The 25,788-nt window shown below is 45.6% G+C and carries 17 protein-coding genes and 1 pseudogene; all 18 read left to right on the top strand.

Annotated features, from left to right (window positions below; translation table 11 throughout):
* The first annotated feature begins 61 nt into the window (after nucleotides 1-61).
* The 18 genes and pseudogenes from BN3656_RS13115 to ltrA all read left to right on the top strand — a co-directional run bounded on the left by BN3656_RS13115 (nucleotide 62) and on the right by ltrA (nucleotide 25,724).
* Nucleotides 62-706, top strand: a pseudogene (locus BN3656_RS13115) (CHC2 zinc finger domain-containing protein).
* On the top strand, nucleotides 675-2,012 hold the full coding sequence (locus tag BN3656_RS13110) for a virulence-associated E family protein (protein WP_066548960.1): 1,338 nt from the start codon (nucleotides 675-677) through the stop codon (nucleotides 2,010-2,012). Before BN3656_RS13115 ends, BN3656_RS13110 begins: the two are co-directional and overlap by 32 nt.
* A gap of 241 nt (nucleotides 2,013-2,253) precedes the next feature.
* Complete coding sequence (locus tag BN3656_RS13100) at nucleotides 2,254-2,451, top strand: succinate dehydrogenase (RefSeq protein ID WP_066548958.1); 198 nt, start codon at nucleotides 2,254-2,256, stop codon at nucleotides 2,449-2,451.
* Nucleotides 2,452-4,122: a recombinase family protein gene (locus BN3656_RS13095; RefSeq protein WP_066548956.1), complete on the top strand. Its 1,671-nt coding sequence runs from the start codon at nucleotides 2,452-2,454 to the stop codon at nucleotides 4,120-4,122.
* A gap of 105 nt (nucleotides 4,123-4,227) precedes the next feature.
* Nucleotides 4,228-4,296, top strand: coding sequence for a hypothetical protein (locus tag BN3656_RS13090; RefSeq protein WP_242963040.1), 69 nt, complete (start codon nucleotides 4,228-4,230; stop codon nucleotides 4,294-4,296).
* A 3-nt stretch (nucleotides 4,297-4,299) separates the two neighbouring features.
* On the top strand, nucleotides 4,300-5,172 hold the full coding sequence (locus BN3656_RS13085) for a VirB6/TrbL-like conjugal transfer protein, CD1112 family (protein WP_066548951.1): 873 nt from the start codon (nucleotides 4,300-4,302) through the stop codon (nucleotides 5,170-5,172).
* A gap of 30 nt (nucleotides 5,173-5,202) precedes the next feature.
* Entirely contained in the window at nucleotides 5,203-5,592 is a 390-nt protein-coding gene (locus BN3656_RS13080; RefSeq protein WP_066548948.1) for a PrgI family protein, read from the top strand.
* Nucleotides 5,558-8,008 (top strand): VirB4-like conjugal transfer ATPase, CD1110 family, encoded by a 2,451-nt coding sequence (locus BN3656_RS13075; protein WP_066548946.1) that lies wholly within the window; start codon nucleotides 5,558-5,560, stop codon nucleotides 8,006-8,008. Before BN3656_RS13080 ends, BN3656_RS13075 begins: the two co-directional genes overlap by 35 nt.
* The gene (locus BN3656_RS13070; RefSeq protein WP_242963010.1) at nucleotides 8,008-10,506 is read left to right on the top strand and encodes a CD1108 family mobile element protein; all 2,499 of its coding nucleotides are present in this window, start codon (nucleotides 8,008-8,010) and stop codon (nucleotides 10,504-10,506) included. Before BN3656_RS13075 ends, BN3656_RS13070 begins: the two co-directional genes overlap by 1 nt.
* 19 nt (nucleotides 10,507-10,525) lie before the next feature.
* The gene (locus BN3656_RS13065; protein WP_066548945.1) at nucleotides 10,526-10,810 is read left to right on the top strand and encodes a cell envelope biogenesis protein TolA; all 285 of its coding nucleotides are present in this window, start codon (nucleotides 10,526-10,528) and stop codon (nucleotides 10,808-10,810) included.
* Nucleotides 10,785-12,398, top strand: coding sequence for a CD1107 family mobile element protein (locus tag BN3656_RS13060; RefSeq protein ID WP_066548944.1), 1,614 nt, complete (start codon nucleotides 10,785-10,787; stop codon nucleotides 12,396-12,398). The genes BN3656_RS13065 and BN3656_RS13060 overlap by 26 nt, the downstream gene beginning before the upstream one ends.
* Complete coding sequence (locus BN3656_RS13055; RefSeq protein WP_066548943.1) at nucleotides 12,398-14,500, top strand: type IA DNA topoisomerase; 2,103 nt, start codon at nucleotides 12,398-12,400, stop codon at nucleotides 14,498-14,500. The genes BN3656_RS13060 and BN3656_RS13055 overlap by 1 nt, the downstream gene beginning before the upstream one ends.
* Nucleotides 14,501-14,526: 26 nt before the next feature.
* Complete coding sequence (locus BN3656_RS13050; RefSeq protein ID WP_066548941.1) at nucleotides 14,527-14,832, top strand: hypothetical protein; 306 nt, start codon at nucleotides 14,527-14,529, stop codon at nucleotides 14,830-14,832.
* Nucleotides 14,833-14,846: 14 nt separating this feature from the next.
* A complete protein-coding gene (locus tag BN3656_RS17005; protein ID WP_278284413.1) occupies nucleotides 14,847-14,981 on the top strand; it encodes a hypothetical protein in 135 nt (44 codons plus the stop codon).
* Nucleotides 14,981-16,084, top strand: coding sequence for a DUF5688 family protein (locus tag BN3656_RS13045; protein ID WP_066548940.1), 1,104 nt, complete (start codon nucleotides 14,981-14,983; stop codon nucleotides 16,082-16,084). The genes BN3656_RS17005 and BN3656_RS13045 overlap by 1 nt, the downstream gene beginning before the upstream one ends.
* A 1,036-nt stretch (nucleotides 16,085-17,120) precedes the next feature.
* Nucleotides 17,121-17,471 carry a TnpV protein gene (locus BN3656_RS16915; protein WP_347461143.1) on the top strand — a complete coding sequence of 117 codons (351 nt, stop codon included), beginning with the start codon at nucleotides 17,121-17,123 and terminating at the stop codon, nucleotides 17,469-17,471.
* Between the two features lie 26 nt (nucleotides 17,472-17,497).
* The gene (locus tag BN3656_RS13040; protein ID WP_347461141.1) at nucleotides 17,498-23,089 is read left to right on the top strand and encodes a DUF3849 domain-containing protein; all 5,592 of its coding nucleotides are present in this window, start codon (nucleotides 17,498-17,500) and stop codon (nucleotides 23,087-23,089) included.
* Between the two features lie 739 nt (nucleotides 23,090-23,828).
* Nucleotides 23,829-25,724 carry a group II intron reverse transcriptase/maturase gene (ltrA, locus tag BN3656_RS13035; protein ID WP_040917410.1) on the top strand — a complete coding sequence of 632 codons (1,896 nt, stop codon included), beginning with the start codon at nucleotides 23,829-23,831 and terminating at the stop codon, nucleotides 25,722-25,724.
* Nucleotides 25,725-25,788 lie beyond the last annotated feature (64 nt).

The raw sequence follows: 25,788 nt of genomic DNA, 5'->3' as shown, positions 1-25,788 counted from the left end.
CACTTGCCATTTTCAGATTGAGAATGTCAGGTGCTTTTCTTTTTTTCAAGGAGGGATAGATTTGAATGTATTTGAAGCTGTGAAGCAGTCCGTCACAACCAGACAGGCTGCGGAGCATTATGGAATCCATGCAGGGCGGAACGGGATGGCTTGCTGCCCGTTCCATCACGATAAAACCCCAAGCATGAAGCTGGATCGGCGTTACCACTGCTTCGGCTGCGGTGCGGATGGGGATGTGATTGATTTTGCCGCCGCCCTGTATGGGCTGGGAAAGAAAGAAGCCGCCGTACAGCTGGCACAGGACTTCGGGCTTTCCTATGAGGACTGGAAACCGCCGGGAAAGGCAAAAAAGCCCAAGCCCCGGCAGAAATCCCAGGAGGAACAGTTTCAGGAAGCAAAGAGCCGCTGCTTCCGTATTCTTGCCGATTATCTTCACTTGCTTCGGGCATGAAGAAAGGATTATGCCCCGCACTCCCCGGAGGAAGCCTTTCATCCACGGTTTGTGGAAGCCTTACAGAAGCAAGACCAAGTGGAATATCTGCTGGATGTGCTGCTCTTTGGGGAGACAGAGGAAAAAGCAGCTTTGATTACGGACTACGGAAAGGATGTGATACAGCTTGAAAAGCGAATGGCAGAGCTTGCCGCCGCAAACGCAGCAAGAACTAAAAAACACCATGAACGCCATGCAGCCGCCCCAGAGCATTGAGGAAATCAAGGCGGGGCTGGAAACTACCGAGAAAGGCGGTGTCCGTCAGAGCATACGGAACTGCCTGACCGTATTCCAGCGTGACCCGCTGCTTTCCGGGGCTATCGCATACAACATTCTGACCGACCGCAAGGACATCATAAAGCCCATCGGTTTTCACAGGGAAAGCACCGCCCTGAACGATACGGACATGAAGTATCTGCTTCTTTATCTGGAAGAAACCTATGGGCTTACCAATGAGAAAAAGATTGATAACGCCATCGGGATTGTGGCGAATGAAAACAAGTACCATCCCATCCGGGACTATCTCAATACCCTTGTGTGGGACGGGACAGAACGAATCCGTTTCTGTCTGCGGCACTTTCTGGGGGCTGACGCAGATGATTACACCTATGAAGCGTTGAAGCTGTTCCTGCTGGGTGCAATCTCACGAGCCTTTCAGCCAGGGTGCAAATTTGAAATCATGCTCTGTCTGGTAGGCGGTCAGGGGGCTGGCAAGTCCACCTTCTTCCGTCTGCTGGCAGTCCGGGACGAGTGGTTCTCCGATGATTTGCGGAAGCTGGACGATGACAATGTGTACCGCAAGCTGCAAGGTCACTGGATTATCGAAATGTCGGAAATGATGGCAACCGCCAACGCCAAGAGCATTGAGGAAATCAAGTCATTTTTAAGTCGGCAGAAAGAGGTTTACAAGATACCCTATGAAACCCACCCGGCAGACCGCCCCCGTCAGTGCGTATTTGGCGGCACTTCCAATGCCCTTGACTTCCTGCCCCTTGACCGTTCCGGCAACCGCCGCTTTATCCCCGTCATGGTGTACCCGGAGCAAGCCGAGGTTCACATTTTGGAGGACGAAGCTGCTTCCAGAGCCTATATCGAGCAGATGTGGGCGGAAGCGATGGAGATTTACCGAAGCGGCAGGTTCAAGCTGGCTTTCAGCCCCGCCATGCAGCGGTATCTCAAAGAACACCAACGGGATTTTATGCCAGAGGACACCAAAGCCGGGATGATACAGGCGTATCTTGATAAGTACACCGGGAGTATGGTCTGCTCCAAGCAGCTCTACAAGGAAGCCTTGAACCATGCCTTTGACGAGCCGAAGCAATGGGAAATCCGGGAAATCAACGAGATTATGAACCAGTGCATTGACCGCTGGCGGTACTTCCCGAACCCAAGAATGTTTTCCGAGTATGGCAGACAAAAGGGCTGGGAGCGTGAAAACCCGGCAACGGACTCCGGCAACCCGTCTGAAAAAAAGATGGACGGTTTTGTGGAGGTCACAGAACAGATGGAGCTTCCATTCTGAAAATGACAGCCCGTTGCACCCCCTGTTGCTATCCCGTTGCCGAGCCGGTTGCCGGGGAAAATCCCGAAACTATCGGCTTTTCTCCCCTATGACAACCAAAACAACAGAAAAATAAAAGAAAAGTATAAATAGTAACCATCGCCAGATTGAGATTGTTTGCAAGGTCTTTTGAAGCCCGTTGCCGGACTTCGTTGCCGACACCCTCTGTCTGGCTATTTTCATGTATGGAGGATAACTGCCTATGGCAAAAAACAAAACAGAGATTCATGTTACAACGGTGTTTGACGGGGAACTGGACGCAACCGATGTGTTCGTCAGCCTGATTTCCCAGAAATACGGAAAGACAAATACAAAAGAACATCTTGCTAAAAAGAAAGATATAAGCTATAATGAAGATGAGGTTCAAAAGAGCCAGATACCGTCTGGATTGTGTGGGTAAATGGCTATGATGAACGAAATGGAATACAGAACAATCGGAAAGGCACTTGCCGGGGGCTATCGTGCAGCGGTCTATTGCAGGCTGTCAAAGGACGATGACCTGCAAGGCGAAAGTGCCAGTATCGCAAACCAGCGTGATATGCTGGAAAAATACTGCGAAAAGCAGGGATGGGAGGTTGTGGCAGTCTATCAGGACGATGGCTTCACAGGTCTTAACATGGAGCGTCCTGATTTACAGAGAATGTTGAGAGCCATTGAGCGCAGGCAGATCAACCTTGTCATCACGAAAGACCTCAGCCGACTGGGGCGTAACTATCTGCAAACCGGGCATTTGATTGAGGACTTTTTCCCAAGGAACGGTGTCCGCTATATCGCCATGAATGACGGTATCGACACCCTGCGTGATAACAACGATATTGCCCCGTTCAAGAATATCCTGAACGAGATGTACAGCAAGGATATTTCCAAGAAAGTCCATTCCTCTTATCTTCTGAAAGCGCAGAAAGGACAGTTTACCGGGTGTCTTGCCCCGTTTGGGTATCGGAAAGACCCGGAGGACAAAAACCATCTGCTCATTGACGAGGAAACCGCCCCGATTGTGCGGCTGATTTTCGGATATGCCCTAAACGGTCATGGTCCGAACTATATCCGCAGACGGCTGGAGGAAGAAAAAATCCCCTGCCCCACATGGTGGAACCGGGAACGGGGGCTTCGCAATACCCGCACCAAATGGGAAAAGAAAGACCCGGAAAACGGGCGGTATATGTGGGACTTCTCCGTTATCAAAGACCTTTTGATGAATCCCGTCTACACCGGGGCGATTGCTTCCCAGAAAAAGGACTACCGTTTCAAAATCGGCACGATTGGGGAAAAGAAGCCGGAGGACTGGATTGTGGTGGAGGGACAGCATGAACCGCTGATTGACCGCATGAGCTTTGACATTGTGCAGAACAAGCTGAAATCCCGCCAGCGTCCGGGGCAGACCAATGAAATCAGCCTGTTTGCCGGACTGATAAAATGCGGTGAGTGTGGGAAGTCACTGACGATACGCTACACAAACGCAAAACATCCCCAGCAGATTTACTCCTGCAAAACCTACAATGCCTTTGGAAAGAACCACTGCACCCAGCACCGGATTGATTATGACACCCTTTACAGCCATGTGCTGCGGAAAATCCGGGAATGTGCCAGAGCCGCTCTGATGGACGGGGAAGCGGTTGCCGACCGCTTGACCAATACCTGTGAAGCCGAGCAGCGGGAACAGCGGGAAGCAATGGAACGCTCCCTCACAAGGGACGAGGAACGGATTGAGGTTCTGGACAAAATGGTAATGCGGCTTTATGAGGATATGATTGCAGGGCGTATCAGTGAACAGAATTTCAACACCATGCTGGAAAAGACACAGACCGAGCAAGCGGAGCTTAAAGCAAAAGTGTCCGAGGGCAGAAAGCGGCTGTCCGATGAAGTCCAGCTTGCCAATGACGCAAAACAATGGGTGGAAGCCATTCAGGAATACGCCAATATCACAGAGCTGGACGCAGCCACCCTCAACCGCTTAATCAAAGAAATCGTCGTGCATGAGCGCATTGACGAAGATAAAACAAGACACATTTCTATCGAAATTCATTTTAATCTCAAACCCATCCCAGAGGTGGAACAGGTCACTGCCTGACCTGTTCCGCCGGGACGGTTCTCTTAAAAACACCATATAGATTTTTTGTACGCCGCCGCCCGCCATCGAGCAGAGTTTTACACCTAATTGGGTATAAAACAGCTTATGTCCGGAGGCGGTATCATTATCGTAGCACAGACGGTGATCCCACAGCTTTCAACGCTGTTCTCATAATTCATGGGGTCAATCATTGAGAAAATCACTGAATTTATAAAGGAAATGCTGCAAGGATGGGTGCTGGACAATCTTGAAACGATGTTTACTGACGTGAATACGAAAGTAGGAACAATTGCCGGAGAGGTTGGGCAGACACCCAGCTCTTGGAACGCAGGTATTTTTTCCATGATAGACAACCTGTCAGATACAGTCATGGTGCCCATAGCAGGGATGATCATTAGTGCGATTCTCTGCTATGAGCTGATTACCATGGTAATGGATAAGAATAACATGCATGAGATGGGGAGTGAGTTTTTCTTCCGTTATCTTGTGAAAGCATGTATTGCAGTATTGCTTGTCAGCTATACCTCTGACATTACCATGGCAATTTTTGATGTGGGAAACCATATCGTTACAAGTGCGGCAGGAGTTATTACAGGCTCCACGACACTGGATGTGACGAGTACGTTACAGTCCATGTTTAACAGCCAGCTCTCCACCATGGGGATAGGCGAACTGATAGGACTTGGAATAGAGACCATGATTGTCAGCTTATGTATGAAAATCATTTCCCTGCTAATCACCGTCATGCTATATGGGCGAATGATTGAAATATACCTTTATGTTTCAGTGGCTCCGGTTCCGTTTGCGACACTCAGCAACCGGGAATGGGGCGGCATCGGAAGTAATTATATCAAGGGACTTTGTGCTTTGGCATTTCAGGGATTTTTCATCATGGTATGTGTGGCAATCTATGCGGTGCTGGTATCCAGCGTTGCGGTTGCGAGCAATCTACATACGGCTTTGTGGTCAGTGGCAGCATATACCGTTATCCTGTGCTTCAGCTTATTTAAGACAGGTTCCCTTAGCAAATCTATTTTTAATGCACATTAAAGCAGCGTTATATCAGGAAGGAGGCTGTTTATGGCAATATCAGTCGCAGTGCCGAAGAATTTAAGCGGTATCAAGACAAAGGTGGCAATGAATCTGACAAAACGTCAGCTTATCTGTTTTGGTGCGGCAGGTGCGGTTGGAATTCCTTTTTATATCTTTACCAAAGATATCATCGGGACACAGGCATCCGCACTGATCATGGTGGCTGTCATGCTGCCGTTTTTCTTTCTGGCAATGTATGAAAAGGACGGTTTTCCGGCAGAAAAGATTCTGTACTTTGTGATAAGGCAGAAATTCCTGACACCGGGAATACGCCCCTATAAATCAGAAAATCTCTACAATCGGTTAGAGGAACAGGAAAAAATGAAGAAGGAGGTGCGTTACCTTGAAGCAAAAGCCAAAGGCAAGATTACAGGGTAGTCAGAAGAAAACTGCTAAGCCTAAAGCGGGCTTGAGTTTTTCTGAAAAGAAAAGGTTAAAAGAGCTTCAGCGTACTCTTGCAGGAAACCATAAGGAACAGGAGAAACCTACCACGGCACAGAATACCATTACTTTCAAAAAGATGTTCCGTGATGGTATCTGTCAGGTGACATCTGATTTCTACACAAAAATGGTGGAATTTTATGATATAAATTATGACCTTCTGGAAATAGAGGACCAGGGGGAGATTTTAGAGGAGTACAGCAAGCTCATCAATTATTTTGACCCGTCTATCCGGTTTGAACTGTTTTTATTTAACAGGCAGGTCAACGAACAGACGCTGATAGACCAGTTTGACATTCCTTTGCAGGGAGATGATTTTGACGATATCCGTGAGGAATACACGGAAATGTTAAAGAAGCAGGCTGCAAAGGGCAATAACGGTATCATTAAATCAAAATATCTTATTTTTGGTACGGAGTGTAAGGGATATAAGGAAGCGAAATCAAAACTGAATAACATTGAAAAGGATGTTATCAAAAACTTATTAAACCTTGGAACCCACGCCAAAAGCCTTGACGGAAAGGAACGTCTGCGTATCCTGCATGAGTATTTTAATCAGGATACCATGGAGCCTTTCCGTTTTTCATTTAAGGAGCTGGCAGAGTCCGGTAAGAGTGTAAAGGACTACATTGCACCGCCGGGCTTTGACTTCCGTTATCCAAGCCGATTTAAGGCAGGAAAGATGTATGGCAGTGTCCATTATCTGGATATTATTGCACCACGTTTTAATGATGAGTTGTTAAAGAAGCTCCTTGATATTGATGATAACCTGACTATTACCATGCATATGCAGACGATGGACCCGGTGAAGGCAATCAAGATGTTAAAGGGTGCTTTGACCAATATTCAGAAGATGAAGATTGAGGAGCAGAAAAAGGCAGTCCGCAGTGGGTATGACATGGATATTCTTCCTACGGATATTATCACTTATGAAAAGGATACGCTGGAGCTGCTTGACGATCTGAACACCAGTAACCAGAAGATTATTAAAATGACTTTCCTTATTACCTGTTACGGCAGGAGCAAAAGGGAGCTTGAAAATATTACGCAGAGGGTGTCCGGCATTATCCAGCAGGCAAACTGTAACTTAAGATGTTTGCAGTATTTACAGGAACAGGGGCTTATGGCTTCCGCACCGATTGGATGCAATGATACGGGAATTGAGCGTGTGCTTACCACAAAGAGTACCGCTATTCTTGTGCCGTTCTGTACGCAGGAATTATTTATGCCTGCACCGGCAATCTACTATGGTTTAAATGCCCTGTCAAACAACATGATCATGGCAGACAGAAAGCGGCTTCGTACACCAAACGGAGTAATTTTAGGAACACCGGGCAGTGGTAAGTCCTTTAGTGCAAAGAGGGAGATTTTATCCTGCTTTCTTATGACAAGGGATGATGTGATTATCTGTGACCCGGAGGGCGAGTATTTTGCCCTTGTGGGAGCTTTGCATGGGCAGGTGGTAAAGCTGGCAACCAATTCCAAAGATTATCTGAATCCGATGGATATTCAGTTAAGCCATAAGGGAGATAAGGAAGCTCTGAAACTAAAGAGTGATTTTATCATTACCCTGTGTGATTTGATTGCCGGAGGGAAGGACGGTCTGGAGAATGATGAGAAGGGTATCATTGATGAATGTATCCGTCATATCTATGATGCCTATTTTGAAAATCCGGTACCGGAGAATATGCCTATCCTTGAGGATTTGTATAATGCCCTTTTAGATCATAAGAATGCGAAAGCAGAGCGTATTGCCAATTCCCTTGTGTTGTATGTGCATGGTTCGCAGAATTATTTTAATCATCGCACTAACGTGGACAGTAAGAACCGTATCATGTGCTTTGATATCAGGGATTTGGGAAATCAGTTGAAAGAGCTGGGTATGCTCATCGTACAGGATGCCGTATGGAACAGGGTGTCGCAGAACAGGGAGAGAAAAATCGCTACCCGTTATTACTGTGATGAGTTCCACCTTCTTCTAAAGGAGAGGCAGACTGCCATTTATTCGGTGGAAATCTGGAAGCGTTTCAGAAAATGGGGCGGTATTCCGACAGGTCTGACACAGAATGTGGGTGATTTTTTAAAGTCGGAGGAAATCGAGGGTATTCTTGGTAACTCCGATTTTGTTTATCTCTTGAACCAGAATGCAAAGGATCAGGCGATACTTGCAGATAAGCTGGGGCTTTCGGAAAAGCAGCTTTCCCATGTGACCAATTCAGAGCCGGGCTCCGGTCTGATTCTGTTTGATAACGTGGTCATTCCGTTTGTGGATAAATATCCGACAGACACAAAGACCTATGCGATTATGAATACCAAACCAGAAGAAAGTGTGAAACAGGAGGATGTTGATTAGTGGCAGAAAAGAAAAAAGATAAATCAAAAAAACATCAGCCAAGAGATGCGGATAACACCTTTGGACAGAATGTCCAGAAGTCAGGGCTGTCAACAAAACGCAGAAATAAAAAGCAGTATCAGAAGCAGGACACTTTTGGACACAGTGAAAATCCTTCCGCAGAGCAGAAGAATTTGAAGTCTGAGAATACGGATGCGGACAGTAAGAGGAAAAGCGATTTTTCGCAGGAAAACAATACTTTTACGGAGGATGGTGACAGGGAGCAGGAGGAACATCAGCAAAAGGATGATTACCACCGCAGGGATACCTACCACCAATCCGAGAAAAAAGGAAAATACCACAGACGGGAGTATCAGAACAGGGAACGTACAAAACAATCTGATTTTGAACGTGATTTCCAGACGAAGGACAAAACCTTTACGGAAGGGATGGAACCGGAGTTTCATGGAAGCAAAAAATTAGACAGACTGCAAAATAAGGCAGAGAAAGCCGGGAAAAAGACCGAAGCTGCAAGAAAGAAGATACCTAAGAAAAAGGAGTATTCCTTTGAGCGTGTCTTTGATGAAAAGACAGGAAAAGCAAAGTATGTGCTGACTGCTGTGGAAAAAGAAAAGCAATTCAAACCGGATAGTCCGGTAAAAGTGGTTGCAGGCAGGGTAGGTGCAGAATATTCCAATTTTACCCATGGCAAGGTTGCCGAAGTGGAGAAAGAAAATTCTGCCGTGGAAGGAGCACATAAGACGGAGCAGACAGCAGAGGATGTCTATCATTTTGTGAAACGCAACCATAAAAGCGGATTGCAAAGGAAGAAAGAGAAAGTCGCAAAGCTGGAGAAAAAGCAGTTTAAGAAAGAGGTCAATTTCCGGTATCAGAAGTTTTTGGAAGAAAATCCGGATATGCAGGAAAAGACCCTGAAAAAGCAGATGCAGAAACGATTGCAGAAACAGCGGATCAAGCGGGAGTATGCAAAGGCAAGGCGGGCAGGACAGGCAGCAAAGAATACAAAGGAAGCGGCTGCAAAATCAGCCAGTTTTGTTACCAAGGTTGCCAAGAAAATGCAGGAGATAGCCAGCAGGAATGTTTCGCTTCTGGTAACAATCGGTATCTTTGCACTGATTCTGATTATGATCATGACAGCCATATCGTCCTGTGGGGCGATGTTCTCAGATGGTATGAGTACCACACTGGCAGGAAGCTATATGAGTGTTCCGGCGGAGATTGATGCTGCGGACCTGGCGTTTTCCGAGCTGGAAATGGAATTGCAGAAAGAAATCAATAACATAGAAACGGACTATCTGGATTATGACGAATACCGCTACAATCTGGATGCCATAGGGCATGACCCGTTTGTTTTAATCAGTTACCTGTCGGCAGTACATACGGAATTTACGGCAAGTGAAGTGCAAAGTGAGATAGAAAGCCTTTTTGAAGAAATGTATGAGCTGACCTTAAATCCTACGACGGAAACAAGGACAAGGACTGTAACAGATCCGGAAACGGGTGAGGAGACGGAGGAAGAATACACTGTAACCATACTTGAAGTAACACTGACAGCCACCGACCTAGGTGTGGTGGTAGCCGGACACATGAATGAGGAGCAGAAAGAAATCTATGCTCTTTACAATGAAACCCATGGACTGACACAGCAGTTTTATACACCGCTCAATCTGTATTGGTATAGCTATGTGTCGAGTTATTACGGCTACCGTATCAATCCGGTCACAGGGCAGGAACAGTTTCACCGTGGTGTGGATATAGCGGTGCCCACAGGGACAACCGTGCTGGCAGCGATGGATGGAACGGTTACAACAGCAACCTATGATGCTTCTTATGGTAATTATGTTGTGATAGAGGACAGCAATGGTTACTGCACCAAGTATGCACACATGGATACATTAAGTGTCAGTGCCGGACAGACTGTTACACACGGAACAACCATAGGAACAACGGGAAATACGGGAAGCAGTACCGGAAGCCACCTTCATATCGAGTGTTTGTATAACGGGGAGTATTATAACCCGTTATTTTACTTTGATGTGGGTGAGGGAACTCTTTATGGAGAAAGTCCGGGCGGTGGCGGTTCGCCGGGAAATGTCATACCACCTGATTCCTATGATGATGCAACAGTACAGGCACTAATGGAGGAAGCAGCAAGATATCTTGGCTATCCGTATGTTTGGGGCGGTTCTTCTCCGTCCACAAGTTTTGACTGTTCCGGCTTTGTATGCTGGGTATTTACCAACAGCGGCGTACATAACCTGTCAAGAACCACGGCACAGGGCATATATGACCAGTGTACTCCGGTGTCAGCGGCAGATGCCAAGGCTGGGGACATTATATTTTTTACAGGTACTTACAATTCGCCGGGACCTGTCAGCCATGTGGGTATCTATTGCGGAAACGGTGTGATGATACACTGCGGTGACCCAATCAAATATGCTTCTATCAATACACCATACTGGCAGAGCCATTTCTACAGTTTTGGAAGATTAAATTAAAAGCAGGAAGTGAGGATAAATGACAAAGGAAAGAATTGAAAAAGAGCTTCTGAAAGTCCGGGAGCAGCTTGCAGGATTGCAGGCAAGGCAGAAGGACTTAGAGGAGCAGTTACAGATGGCAGAGGATGCGGAGAAGATGAAGTTCATTGAGAAAAATAAAATCTCTCTGGAACGGCTGATTTTACTGAACAAAGTCAGTGAGGAAGAAATTCTGCATCTGTTAAAGAAAAAGGAACAGGAAGAACAGACACAACAATCAGAAAAGGAGGCAGTAAGCCATGAAAAAAATGAAACTATCATCTAAGGCAGTGTTATCGCTTGTTTTATCAGCGGTTTTATTCTGTATGCCCGCTTTGGGATTTGCCATGAACGGGAATTATGCAGTGAGTGTTCATGCGGAGGATACAGAGCCGGAAAGTAGTTCTGAGGAAAACAGAACCGAGAATGATACAGAGCAGGAAACAGAAAGCGGTTCTGAAGAAAACAGCACGGAAGAGCATACGGTATCCGGTGGTGATGTAAAAGAACCGGAGTGTACCTGTGAGGATAAATGTGGTGCGTATGAATACGACCATAATTGCGAAGTATGCGTGAAAGATTATAAGCTCTGTGCATATAAAAAGCCGAATGTCACAATCCAGATCAATCAGCCGGATGGGTGGCATAATGACAAAGCAACCGTGACATTTACGGTTGAGGATGTGGCACACACAGGAAATTTTGAAATTGCCAAGATTCAGGCGAAGGTAGGACAGAATGGAAGCTGGACGGATGTGACAGAGGACAGAAAGCTGGAGGTTTCTGAAAACTGTACGGTGTATGTGCAGGTCACTGACCAGAAGGATCATACCTATGAGAGAAGCCGTGCAATCAAATGTTTTGACACCACAAAGCCTACGCTTAATGCTGCGGTCAGTGACGGACTTTTGAGTGTACAGGTACATGATACGGATTCCGGAGCGAAAGCAGTCTATGTCAACGGATATGAATTTACAGACCTTACAAACGGAACTTTGAATATCCGCCTGCAGCAATTTGATGCGGGGTATGAGTATTTTACCATTTCTGCAATGGACAATGCCGGAAATATGTCGGAGGTCTACAAGACGAAAAATCCATACTACAAAGACCCGGCAGATGAGAGTGATGAAAATCCGGCAGAACAGCTTCCGGTCAATGCAGAAGCTACTAAGCCGGGAAGTGCCACGGGAACCGTAACAGAGCATACAAAGACAGACAGTGATGGAAATACCACTTCACAGACAAGTCCTGCGGAGCAGAAAAAGCAGGCAATGGCGGAAGCGGATGCTTCGGAGAAAGGAGAGAATGAGGATAAGGAGAGTAAGCAGTCCGGGCAGGGCAAGGAATTTTATACCATTCAGACGGCATCGGACAAGGTGTTTTATCTGATTATCGACAGGGATGGTGAGGAAGAAATGGCCTATTTCCTGACAGAGATTACGGAAAATGACTTGCTGAATACCACATCTGATAACAGCGAGACCTTACCGAAAAACTCTGCCGCATTAGAGTCTGCAATCCCGACTTCTGAAAGTACATTGCCGAATAATAATGCAGAACAGGAAAATAAGCAGGAGGAAGCTGCGGAAGATACAGAGGGAACAGAAGAAGATACAGAAAGCACTGAGGAATCGGAAGAAACAGAGGTTAAAGAGCAGGCAAATCCTATGATTTCCTATATCCTGATGGGAGGTCTTGCAGTGGCAGTAATCGGAGGTGCGTATTATTTCAAGGTAGTACGCAAAAAGAAAGAGGACTTCATCGAGGACGAAGATGAGGACGAGGAAGATAACGAAGAATATGAGAACGAAGATGAGGAATCAGAGGGAAGTTCGGATGATGATTTCTTTGAGGAACAGGAGGAAGAATAATGCAGTTAGTGATAGCGGAAAAGCCAAGTGTGGCACAGTCAATTGCCAAGGTGCTTGGTGCAGATGAAAGAAAAGACGGATACATGGAGGGAAACGGTTCTATTGTTTCATGGTGCGTAGGGCATCTGGTTGAGTTGGCACAGCCGGATGCCTATTCTGATGCATGGAAAAAGTGGACATACGACAGCCTGCCTATGATACCGGAGAATTGGAAGCATGAGGTCAAGAAAGACACGGTTGCTCAGTACAGGGTATTAAAGGAGCTGATGCATGATACAAGAGTAGACAGCGTGGTATGTGCCACGGATGCAGGACGGGAAGGAGAGCTTATCTTCCGTCTGGTGTATGAACAGGCGGGATGCAGTAAACCGATGAAACGCTTATGGATTTCATCTATGGAGGAAAGTGCCATAAGGGAAGGCTTTGAGAACTTAAAGCCGGGAAGTGACTATGATCATTTATACCATTCCGCACTTTGCAGACAGGAAGCGGACTGGCTTGTGGGTATCAACGGTACAAGGCTTTTTACCGTTTTATATGGCGGCAAGGTGCTAAAGGTGGGCAGGGTACAGACACCTACCCTTGCAATGCTTGTGGAACGTGAAGCAAAGATTATGAATTTCAAGAAAGAGCAGTATTTTATGGCTCATATCCTTTGCGGCGGCGTGGATGCGGTCACAGAGAGGATTGACAGTAAAACAGAAGCAGAAAATGTTGCAGGAGCTTGTCTGAACGGACAGGCTCTTGTTACGTCTGTGACAAAGGAAGAAAAGACGGTGGCACCGCCGAAGCTCTATGACCTTACCACGCTTCAGAGGGATGCCAACCGCTTATTCGGGTTTACTGCAAAACAGACTTTGGAGTACACCCAGAGTCTTTATGAAAAGAAGCTGTGTACCTATCCGAGAACGGACAGTCAGTATTTGTCTGATGATATGGAGCAGACAGCCGGAAATGTGATTGAAGCAATTTTTGGTTCCATATTGTTTGAGGAAAATAGGATGTTCAATCCGGATATTAAGCGTGTGTTAAACAGCAAAAAGGTCACAGACCACCATGCGATTATCCCTACCATGGAGATTGCAAAAGCTGACCTTGCAGCTCTGCCGGAAACGGAGCGAAAGATTTTATCCCTTGTGGCCAACAGGTTGCTGTGTGCTACAGGGGAGAAACATCTGTATGAAACGGTCAAGGCAGATCTTTCCTGTGGCGGTTACACCTTTACAACTTCCGGCAAGTCGGTCTTAAAAAACGGGTGGAAAGATTTTGAAGATGCCTTTAAGCGTTCTTTTAAGACCACGGAAGAGAAAGAGCAGGAGGATAAGAAGCTTCCAGAGCTTTCCGAGGGGCAGACCTTTGACGGGGTACAGACGAAAATTAGCGAGCATTACACCACACCGCCGAAGCACTTTACGGAAGATTCTCTTTTATCTGCAATGGAGCGAGCCGGAAGTGAAGATATGGGAGATGATGTGGAGCGTAAAGGACTCGGCACACCTGCCACCAGAGCGGACATTATCGAGAAGTTAGTCAAGGATGGTTTTGTGAAGCGTGAGAAAAAGCAGATGATCCCCACAGAGGACGGAATGAAGCTGATTACGGTGCTTCCCGATGTGGTGAAGTCCCCAAAACTTACCGCTGATTGGGAAAATGCCCTTACCCTTGTAGCAAAGGGCGAGTATTCCATGCAGGAATTTATGGATGGAATTGCGGATATGGTAAAGAACCTTGTGCAGACTTATCACAGCATTAGTGACGAACAGAAATCCATGTTTGGAGGAAATCAGAGCGCACAGGAAGCCCTTGGAAAATGCCCGAAATGTGGCGGGGATGTGGTAAAGGGAAAATATGGAGCTTACTGCAAAAGTAAGTGTGGTATGAATGTCGGCAAGGCTATGGGGACTGTACTTTCCGATACGCAGATTAAGAGTATGCTGGAGGGGAAAAAGACTTTCGTCAAGGGTTTAAAGGGAAAGAAAGGCACTTACGATGCTTACCTGATTCCAGAAGGAATTGAGGATTATTCCTATACCAAAGATGGCAAGGAAATCAAAGGCTCACAGTATAAGGTCAAGCTGGAGTTTGCAAAAAGAAGTAAGTAACAGCACAGAAAATGGAGGATACGAACATGAATGAAGTAAATGAAAATGTAACTGTAAACGGAGCCGGAACACAGGATGAGGAGCCTGCGGCAAAGAATAATGAAACCAAAGCGGAGAAGTTCATCCGTCTTGGAGAATACCGCATGAACAAAGCGATTGATGCGATTGGAAGATTGGAACACCTTGCCAACAGGTCCGCCTATGAATATACAGCGGAGCAGGTAGAGGCTATGTTTGGTGCTTTAGAAAATAAGGTAGCAGATGTAAAAGCAAAATTCAGTACAAAGAAACAGGATAATACATCTTTTTCTTTTGGAACACATGCAGAGTAAGGAGGAAACCAGGAATGAAACAGTTAGAAAAAGAAATTGCGGAAGCAAGCAAGCAGAGCATGATGAAGCGTTATCAGTTGTATGGAACGAAAGCATCAAAGCTTGCAGACAAATCACAGAAGAATACCGGGAAGGGAGAGAGAAAGTAATGGAATATAAGGATTTTGTAGAACAGGTAAAAGAGCAGATACAGGACTTTTTACCGGAGAAATTTGCAGATGCAACGGTTTCTGTTCATCAGGTAGTAAAGAATAATGATTGTGTTTTGGATGGTCTGACAATCCGGACGGAAGAAAGCAATATTTCTCCAACCGTATATCTGAATCCGTATTTTGAGCAGATACAGGATGGAGCTGAGATGGATGATGTGCTTGGGCAGATTGCAGCCACATATCAGGCACATTATATTGACCATGATATGGATGTATCTGCGGTTACTGATTTTGATAACGTAAAAGACAAGATTGTGTGCAAGCTCATCAATGAGGAAGCCAACAGGCAGTTCCTTGAGGATAAACCATACACCAAGGTGGAAGATCTGGCGGTTGTGTATCAGATTTTAATGGACAAAAATGCGGAAGGTACTGCAACCATAACGATTACAGATAATCTGATGGACAGATATGGGATTACCCTTGAGAAGTTGCACGAACAGGCTCTTTTGAACATGGATGTTTTGCAACCATACAGCTTCAAGGGAATGAGCGAGACCATTATAGAAATGATGGCTGGGGACATTGCCAGGGATAATGATATGGATATATCAGAGGCAAGAGAAATGGCATCCCAGATGATACCGGATGTTCCTGATACAATGTTTGTCCTGACAAATGACACGAAGGTAAATGGAGCTGCCACTATATTAAATGATGATACCAGACAGGAAATTGCAGACAAGGTTGGAGACTTCTATGTACTGCCCTCATCTGTGCATGAAACGCTGATTATCCCGAAAGATGCCGGAATGGAGTTAAGAGACCTTGAACAGATGGTGCAGGAAGTGAACCAGACACAGGTAGCACCAGAGGAACGACTTTCAGATCATGTGTATGAATATGATGCAAAAGAACATGAGCTGTTTCGCAGTGACCGTGCAGAGGAACGTGCAAAACAGAAAGAGGAAAAGCGTGATGAGAAAAAAGAACGTCCTTCACTAAAAGAGAGACTTACAGAAAAGAAAAATGATGTGATGAAGATGGATGCTGACAGGAAACAACCGACAGCAGATAAAAAGAAAGAAGCGGTGATTTAGCCACTTCATACATAATACACAGGAAGGCAGCCACTTTGGGCTGCTTTTCTGTTATTAGGAGAAATTGAATCGAAAGGAGTATCTATGGCAGGAAAATATCATTATATATCTGCACTGGCAGAAATGACAGCAGGAGATATTGTTAAAAACGAAAATGAATGGACCAGATTTCTGACCACGGCTGCAAGACTGTATAAATATCCCTTTAACGAGCAGATGTTAATATACGCCCAAAGACCGGATGCTACAGCCTGTGCTTCGCTGGAAACGTGGAATGAAAAGATGAATTGCTGGGTCAACCGTGGAGCGAAAGGAATTGCCCTGATTGATACGGACAGCGAACGTCCGAGATTAAAATATGTCTTTGATGTATCAGATGTGCATAAGGCAAGAAGAATCGGGCGTGACCCAAATCTGTGGGAACTTAAGGAGGAACATAAGGCTCCTGTGCTTGCACAGCTTGAAAAGACTTATGGTGGAACCGATGTAAATATGCCTTTTGAAGAGAGGATTATGGAGATAGCTGACAGGATTGCCCAGGATTATTATGAGGAACTTTTACCGGAGCTGAACTATGTGAAAGAGGGCAGTTTCCTTGATGATCTGGATGAACTGAATCTCGGAATCAGGTTGAGGGAAACGCTGGCTTCCAGTATTTCCTTTACCCTGCTATCCCGATGCGGTGCCGATATGGATTTGTGGAAAGATGACATGAATTTTGAATATATCCACGAATTTAATAATACAAAGTCATTAGCTGTCATTGGAAATGCAACTACGGAAATGTGTAAGCCCCTGCTTATGGAAATTGGAAGGACAATAGGGGCATACGAACGCCAGATTGCAAGGCAGAATGCCTCAAATAAGGCAAGAGAAAAAGTGGCTGGGGAGCATATTGGAAGCCATGAAGAAAATGTTGAAAAAGGACTTGCAAATGCACCAGAAGCAGACTATAATGCTTTAAAGCGTGAAAGTAAAACGACAATAGAAAAACCAAAGGAAACTGAAAATCATACAGAAATGGAGGGCATTGCCAATGAAACTGACATACGAAAAGAACGGGGATTATCTGATTCCGAACCTGACAGCGAACGAGGAGCCGGAACAGGCACTGACCAAGTACGGACTGATGAGGAAGAACTTTCTGAAGCAGCACAGGAGAGGGATTTATCAGGGAATGATACTGACAGGGGAACTGAAAGCACATTGTCTGCAGGTACAGGAGCAGGCAGAGCAGAGAATGGAAATGCTGACCGGACAGATGGCGAAGTCGGAGGGAGTGAACGAGGAACTGAAAGCAGCCGATCAGATGCGCTGGGTAGCGAAGATGAACAACATCAGACACTCAGCGGAGGAAATCGTGCTGACAGAACTGATCTACATTTAAGCAGTGAGGAACAAGCGAATATTACCATGCAGGAGCCGGATAGTGACAGCAATTCATTATCCGGTTCTTTTTCGGATAAAACCGAAGATTTCACGGAGCTTCAGAAAGGAATTTTATGTTTTGATAATTACCTTATCCATAAAAGACCGGAGATTGCGGGATATTTCCAGTCAGAGCAGGATGCGGTTTTACAGACGGAGTATCTGAAAAATTCTTTCCGGATGGAGGAATTTACAGAGCTGTATATTGGGGATGTAAGAGCCGGGTATCGAGCTGATGAGGACGGGCTTACCATGTGGAAAGGCAATTATCTGACCCGTGAAGCAGAGAGCAGGTTGTCATGGGAAGATGCAAGATACTGGGTCAATTCTTATATCGAGGATGGTGTCTATTTACTTCCGGGGGAAGTGGCAGAGCAGATTGATACAGACGGGATGTTCAAACAGCTTGATCTTTTTACCATGTTTTCGGAGCAGGTCGGCAACATTGCCATGAAGCAGGCAGAAGAAAAAAGTGTTATGCCGACAGGCTTTGTACTGCTGGAGCAACAGATTGATGATATTTTAAGAAGCGGCGGAGGCAGGGATGACAGCCGCAAGCGTATTTATGCCAAGTACCAGCAGAGAAAGACACCGGAGGAAATGACTGTCTTTCTGAAAAAAGAGTATGGAACCACCGGAAAAGGTTTTGAGTTTGACGGAAAGGAGATAGCCGTATGGTTTGATGAAGGTGGCATGCGTGTTGGATACGGTACATCAGCAACGGAGCATCCGATACTTACGATGGAATGGAAAGATATTGAGCAGAATATCCGCAGGCAGGTAGAGAATGGCACATATATGGGTGCAAATGAAGCTTATCTTGTGGATGAGGTAGAGCGTGGCAGGATTGCAAACCATTTATTTTTCTTTTTCCGTGACGGTATGGGAGAAATGCCGGAAGAACTGGAGCTAAAGGCAGGCAATTACCCGGATGCCCATGCAAGACTGGTGGAACTTCTTTCTACACCGGAAGAGGTGGAGAGGATAGCTGCCCACATGGATCATGCTCTGCATCAGCTTGAAACCGGAGAAAAAAGCCTGCGTTTCCGTTCTGTTATGCCCAAAGAGGAGCTTCGTGCCGAACTCGACAATCTTCTGGTAGACAAGCTGACATTTCCAGCTGCTGAACATGTGGAAATTAAGCACGAGGATTTTATCACGCAGGAGGAGATTGACCATAGGCTTGGCAGGGGGAGCGGTTTTTCACATGGGTCTTTCCGCATTTATGATTATTTTAAGGAAGGGCATGACAGCAAAGAAGCAGCAAATTTCTTAAAGAATGAGTATGGAACAGGCGGTAGTACTCATGCACTTGCCGGAGCTGACCACAGCTATGAGGATCACGATGCAAAAGGAATAAAACTGCAAAAGGGAAATATCGGAAAACCATACGCAGAGGTGCTTTTGTCTTGGAAGGTTGTGGAGAAACGTATCCGAAAGCTCATTGAAGAAGATAAGTATTTATCTCCGGAAGGAAAAGAAGCCTATGCACAGTACAGAGTGGAGCAGGAGCAGAAGGCTTTGGAGCAGGCACAGGCAAAGATGGAGCATGAAACCAAGGTAGCCTGTAAGAATGCCATTGAAAAGGCAATTGCTGAAAAGTTTGACGGGTATCGTCTGCCAAAGGATACAGCGGAGGGAGTCATTCAGGAATATGGCTCGGAACGAGTAAGCTATGTGCTTGCCAATTCTGTCATGCACAAAAGACAGGATGGACGGTTTTCTCCGGAGAATAAGGAGTGGGCAAAAGCCATTGAGCCTTATGCCATGGTGAAAAATGAGGATATGGTTGTGGATTCCCACCCTGCTGTATTAAATGGATTTATCAACCAGACACGACGGTATATCGAGCAGGAGAAAGAGCTTGCAGCACAGGCGGCTGAGAAAATCACGATTGATGGACAGGAGTGCATCAAAGTCGATGAATGGGGGACTGAGGAAGAAACCTATGTGCTTGGAAATTCCGTAACAGATAATCAATTTTTTTATGCAGAGGTAAATGGTGTTGCCTTTGAGTACGATTATCAGCCACAGCGGGGAGAAGTCGAGGAAGATTATCTCAACGAGATGACGAAAAGGGATATAGACCATCACGAAACAGAGGTGTTTACACAGATTGAAGGAAGTGAAGATTATCCTGAAGGTGTTGAGAAACCACCATTAACGGCAGAGGATGTGCAAAATCTGGTTCTGATTAACAGGGAGTATTCTGCAGGAACCAGAACCACGGTTTATGATTTTGAATGTGATATTCGTGGGGAACATGACACTTTGCAATATACCTTAGAGCATCACGATGACGGGGAAGGTTTTACCATTCATACGCAGAAGGATGATATTTGGGAACGGATGTCTGAGCCGGAACTTGAGCGTCTTGAGGATATTATCAGCCGTGAAGCCTTGTATTTTAAATACCATGATAAAATAGCAGGGGCAAAGAGCATAGAGGATATGGAGGAGATTCAGTTCAGTATTATGGAAGATGAGTCTCCTTATTTTTTGGCAGTTTCAGATAGGGTATGGAAAGAATTTAGCCAGAAAGAAAATGAGCTGTCTGGAGAAAATAGGGAAACTTCCGGACAGGATGTCCAAAAGCCGGAGGAAGTGTCAGATACTCCATTAGAGCCGGATATCGAAGTACCCGTGAAGCAGGCAGAACCGCAGATTGATAAGACCGGAGCTGTCAATTTCCGTATCACGGATGATGCTTTAGGAATTGGTACTGCAAAGGAAAAATTCCGCAGAAATGTGGAAGCCATACGCACACTGGAGAAAATAGAAAGTAAGAACCGTATCACAACACCGGAGGAACAGGAGATTTTATCTCAGTATGTTGGCTGGGGTGGGCTTGCGGATGCCTTTGATGAAAGCAAGAGTGCCTGGGCAAATGAATATCAGGAATTAAAGGGACTGTTATCGGAACAGGAGTATGCTTCAGCAAGGGAGAGTACCCTAAATGCCCATTATACAAGTCCTGCCATAATCCGCAGTATCTATGATGCCTTGGATAAAATGGGATTTGAAAAAGGAAATGTGCTGGAGCCGGCAATGGGTATCGGAAATTTCTTCGGAATGCTGCCGGAGAAGATGCAGGAGAGCAGACTTTACGGCGTGGAGCTTGACGGCGTTACGGGAAGGATTGCAAAGCAGCTATATCCGAATGCCGACATTAAAATCACAGGCTTTGAAAAGACAGATTATCCGAACGATTTCTTTGATGTGGCAATCGGAAATGTGCCATTCGGACAGTATAAGGTGGCGGATAAACAGTATGACAAGCAGAATTTTTTAATCCATGACTATTTCTTTGCAAAGACCTTGGATAAGGTTCGCCCCGGCGGTGTAGTTGCCTTTGTTACCAGCAAGGGAACAATGGACAAGAAAAGTCCGGAAGTCAGAAAATACCTTGCCCAGAGAGCAGAGCTTCTGGGTGCGGTCAGACTGCCTAACACGGCATTTAAGGAAAATGCTGGAACAGAGGTTACTTCTGATATTTTGTTCTTAAAGAAGCGTGACCGTGTGATGGATTTGGAGCCGGACTGGGTGCATCTGTCAGAGGATGAGAACGGCATTGCCATGAACAGCTATTTTGCCGAACATCCGGAGATGATTGTGGGAAAAATGGAAATGGTCAGCGGACCGTATGGTATGGAAAGTACCTGTATGCCCGATACCACAAGACCATTTGCACAGCAGCTACAGGAAGCGGTCAGCCATATTGATGGAGAGATAGAAGCGGTGGAGCTGGATGAACTGGCAGATGAGCTTGCGGATACCACCATTCCGGCGGACCCGGATGTTAAGAATTACAGCTACACTCTTGTGGACGATAGGGTGTATTACCGTGAAAATTCCATTATGAAGCCTGTGGATATGTCCGATTCCATGCAGGAACGTATCAAGGGCATGGTGGGTATCCGAAATTGTACGCAGGAGCTTATCAATCTGCAATTAGAAGAATATCCGGATACGGTAATCAAGGAAAAGCAGGCGGAGTTAAACAGTTTATATGATGCTTTTTCCAAGAAACACGGTTTGATCAACTCGCAGACCAACAAAAGAGCATTTAATCAGGACAGCAGCTATTGTCTGTTGTGTTCTCTGGAAAAATTGGACGATGAGGGCAATTTCAAGGGCAAAGCGGATATGTTCACGAAGCGTACCATTAAAAAGGCAGAGGTTGTCACAAGTGTGGATACGGCAAGTGAAGCATTGGCAGTATCCTTGTCGGAAAAAGCAAGGGTTGACCTCGATTACATGGCAGAGCTGACCGGAAAAGATGTGGATACGGTAAAGGAAGAGCTGACAGGAATTATATTCCAGAACCCATTGACGGATCAATGGGAAACAGCGGATGAGTATCTGAGTGGAAATGTCCGTGACAAGCTGGAAACAGCAAAGGTCTATGCAGAGAGCCACCCGGAATACGCCGTGAATGTGCAGGCACTTACACAGGTACAGCCGAAGGAACTGGATGCCAGCGAGATTGAGGTGCGTATCGGTGCCACATGGATTGACCCGAAGTATATTGAGGATTTTATGAGGGAGACCTTTGAAACGCCGCAGCATTTGTTAGACAGGAATGTCGTAGGAGTCCAGTATTCCGATGTGACAGGACAGTGGAACATAAAGGGCAAAAATGCGGACTATGGAAATTCCCTTGTAAATATGACCTATGGTACAAGCCGGAGAAATGCCTATACCATTCTGGAGGATTCCCTTAATTTAAAGGACAGCCGTGTTTACGATACCATAGAGGAGGACGGCAAGGAAAAGAGAGTCCTGAATAAGAAAGAAACCACCATTGCATCACAGAAGCAGGAAGCCATAAGGGAAGCATTTAAGGACTGGGTGTTCCATGATCCGGAACGCAGACAGGTACTTGTGGCAAAATACAACCAGCTTTTCAATTCCACAAGACCAAGGGAATATGACGGTTCACATCTGAAATTCCCCGGCATGACACCGGATATTGAGTTAAAGCCCCACCAGAAAAATGCAGTGGCTCATGTACTTTATGGAGATAATACCCTGCTTGCCCATTGTGTGGGAGCTGGAAAGACTTTTGAAATGACAGCGGCAGCCATGGAGAGCAAACGCCTTGGATTATGTCAAAAGAGCCTGTTTGTGGTTCCGAACCATTTGACGGAGCAATGGGCAAGTGATTTTCTGCGGTTATATCCCGGAGCAAATATCCTTGCTGCAACAAAGAAAGACTTTGAGCCTGCCAACCGTAAGAAATTCTGTTCCAGAATAGCTACGGGAGATTATGATGCGGTTATTATCGGACATAGTCAGTTTGAGAAAATTCCACTTTCGCAGGAAAGACAGGTAGCCATTATTGAAAGGCAGATTGATGAGATAGAGCTTGCCATTGCACAGGCAAAAGCCGACAACGGGGAACGTTACACCATTAAGCAGATGGAGAAATCAAGAAAATCACTTCTTACAAGGCTTGAAAAGCTGAATGATGCATCAAGGAAAGATAATGTAGTGACCTTTGAGCAGCTTGGCGTGGACAGGCTTTTCGTGGATGAGAGCCATAATTACAAAAATCGTGCGAAACGTTGTGCATAAGTCGTAGCAGACAGCTATGACGAAAAGCACCATGCGATAGCACTTGATATATCAAGAAAATATCGTAGAGAACTCAAATCTCAAATTCAGAGGCGAAATTCCTCTGCCGTACAGAATCAATGCCGGAAAGGAGAAATCCCACAGCGGTCTGTCAAACCGCAGGCAGTACGAGAGCCAATACTCCACTGTGCGTTGTCTATCTGTAAATAGACAGGGTACAAAGCGTGGTGAAGTCGTAACCTGAAAACCTAAACCGAAAGGCATGGATAATAATGGTGCGGGCTTCCGAAACCTATGGCTATCCAGTAGTGAAAGCTATGCAGCATCGTAAGAGTGCTTGGCATCCGAAAGGATGAAGATTGGAGAAAGCAGATACGGCTGGTTTTTCCGTATATGCCCCATGAAATGAAATATTCATGCGGAACCACACAACAACTGTGATTCAAAGTGTGGTTAGGTTCTCCCGGTGTAAGGTAGCGGCCTAAGGGTTTCAACGGTCTATTGACCACAAGGATAGAGATTTGGGAACGTTTGAGAGCCTGTATTTGGAGTGTTACAGCACAATGAAGAATACAGGAAGTCAGCCGTGCCATAGTAGTCTGCAATTGGGTAATGCCAATTACACGGGGCTGAAATGCCCCACGGCGAAGGGCACGAGTCAGATTGATTTGTAAATTTCACGAAAGAAAATCCAATAACTCCCTGAAAGACGGGTGACGAACTGCGAGGTGAAAACCTTGTGCATTTAAGCGTCAGATTTTCAACAGAAAAAGAATTGAAACAGTTTCAAGACCTGCTCTATGAAAAATCGGGGCAAGGCGTTTCATTCACGGGACTGTTGGAAGCAATGGTCAGCGAAGTGACTATTGTAACCGCTGTTCATAACATCAAGTCCAACAAGGGCAGCAAAACTGCCGGTGTGGACAGGATGAAAATGGACAAGTATCTGCAAATGCCAAAAGAAGAACTATTTCAGTTGATTCAATCAAATATCTCCAATTACAAGCCGAAGCCAGCCAAACGGAAGTATATCGAAAAGGCAAACGGCAAAAAGCGACCTCTGGGTATTCCCACTGTATTGGATAGGATTATACAGGAATGTATGCGACTGATTCTGGAACCGATATGCGAAGCGAGATTCTATCCGCACAGCTATGGTTTCCGTCCTTACCGGGCGCAGAAGCACGCTATCCGGGATATTGTCAATGTCATCAATGCAAGTGTGAAATCCAAAGACCAGCCGGTATGGGCAGTCGAGGGAGATATAAAGGGCTGTTTTGACAACATCAATCATAGATTGTTGCTGAAAAAGCTATGGCGAATCGGAATCCACGATAAGAGGGTTCTGAAAATCATCAGCCAAATGCTAAAAGCCGGATATATCGATCAGGACTTATACCATGCAACAGAAATGGGAACACCACAGGGCGGTATATTATCTCCGTTGCTGTCCAATGTGTATCTCAATGACTTTGACTGGTATGTGGGGCGCTGCTATATGGAGCCGCACCGTCAATGCAAGCACAAATGCAACGATACCCGAAGGCTGAAATGGTCTGGAATCACCCCGAAATACAATTTTCGCTATGCGGATGATTGGGTGATCCTGACCTCTACGGAACAGGAAGCGTTCCGTATGAAGCATGAACTGACAAAGTATTTTAAGCATCGCATGAAGTTGGAACTGTCACAGGAAAAGACCTATGTAACCGATTTGAGAAAGAATGGTATTCATTTCCTCGGTTACATAGTCAAGGCAGAACGAAAGAGGAAAACACCAGACCCAGCCACATGGTCAGATAATCTGGTAGGAAAGCCATTCCCTGATATGGAACGATTGACGAAGAAAATCCATACCTTGCAAAAAGAAGTTAGGAAAATTGGATTATACACGCAATCCAACACGCAGGCGGCTCAAATCCAGTATGTGAACTCCGTGATTATGGGACTGGCACAGTATTTGCAACCCTCTATCTGTTCTCATGCCTACCATGCCATTGACCGTAGAGTGAATAATACGGCGTTGGCAGTATGGAAAAACCTGTTTCCCAAGCAGTACAACCAAATGCAGGTGCCGTTAAAGGAATTAAGTAATCTGCCACATCGGCACGAAGGTTATGACAGTAAAACCTTCGCAATTCAAATTGATGGGAAATGGTTCGGAATAACCTATGCGTTTATTACACACAGTCGTTATGAAAGCAAACCATTTGACCAGAAAATGACCCCTTATACGGAGGATGGACGCAGGCGGTATGTAAATTATCGTACCAAGCATAAACCGTTGCCCTGTGACCGCCCCTCCATCAATACACCCGAAGATATAGCCTTATCCATCTACGCTAGCGGCAAGGGATGGAAAGCCAATTTCGAGTATTTTATGAATCGGGAATATGCCTACAACCGAGATAAGGGAAAATGCAAATGCTGTGGTAGATATTTCTCTGAACTGATTCCGAAACATTGTCATCATGTAAATCCACGACTTCCGATTGAAAGAATCAACAAAGTTCCAAATTTAGCATGGCTATGTATACCGTGTCACCGCATGGTACACAACAGTCCTATACCGCCAGAGTTGGATGCCAAGGCGGTACGCAAAATCAAGAAATATCGTGAAAAACTCAAAAAGTGAAATTTACAAGTGCGCTGTATTCGTGAGGGTACAGATGCAATGAAATCAGTAGAAAGTAAGTCAA

This window comes from Clostridium sp. AT4 (genome assembly GCF_001517625.2).
GTDB lineage: Bacteria > Bacillota > Clostridia > Lachnospirales > Lachnospiraceae > Enterocloster.
Note: the sequence above shows the minus strand (reverse complement) of the source record. Positions and strands in the feature narration are given on the sequence as shown.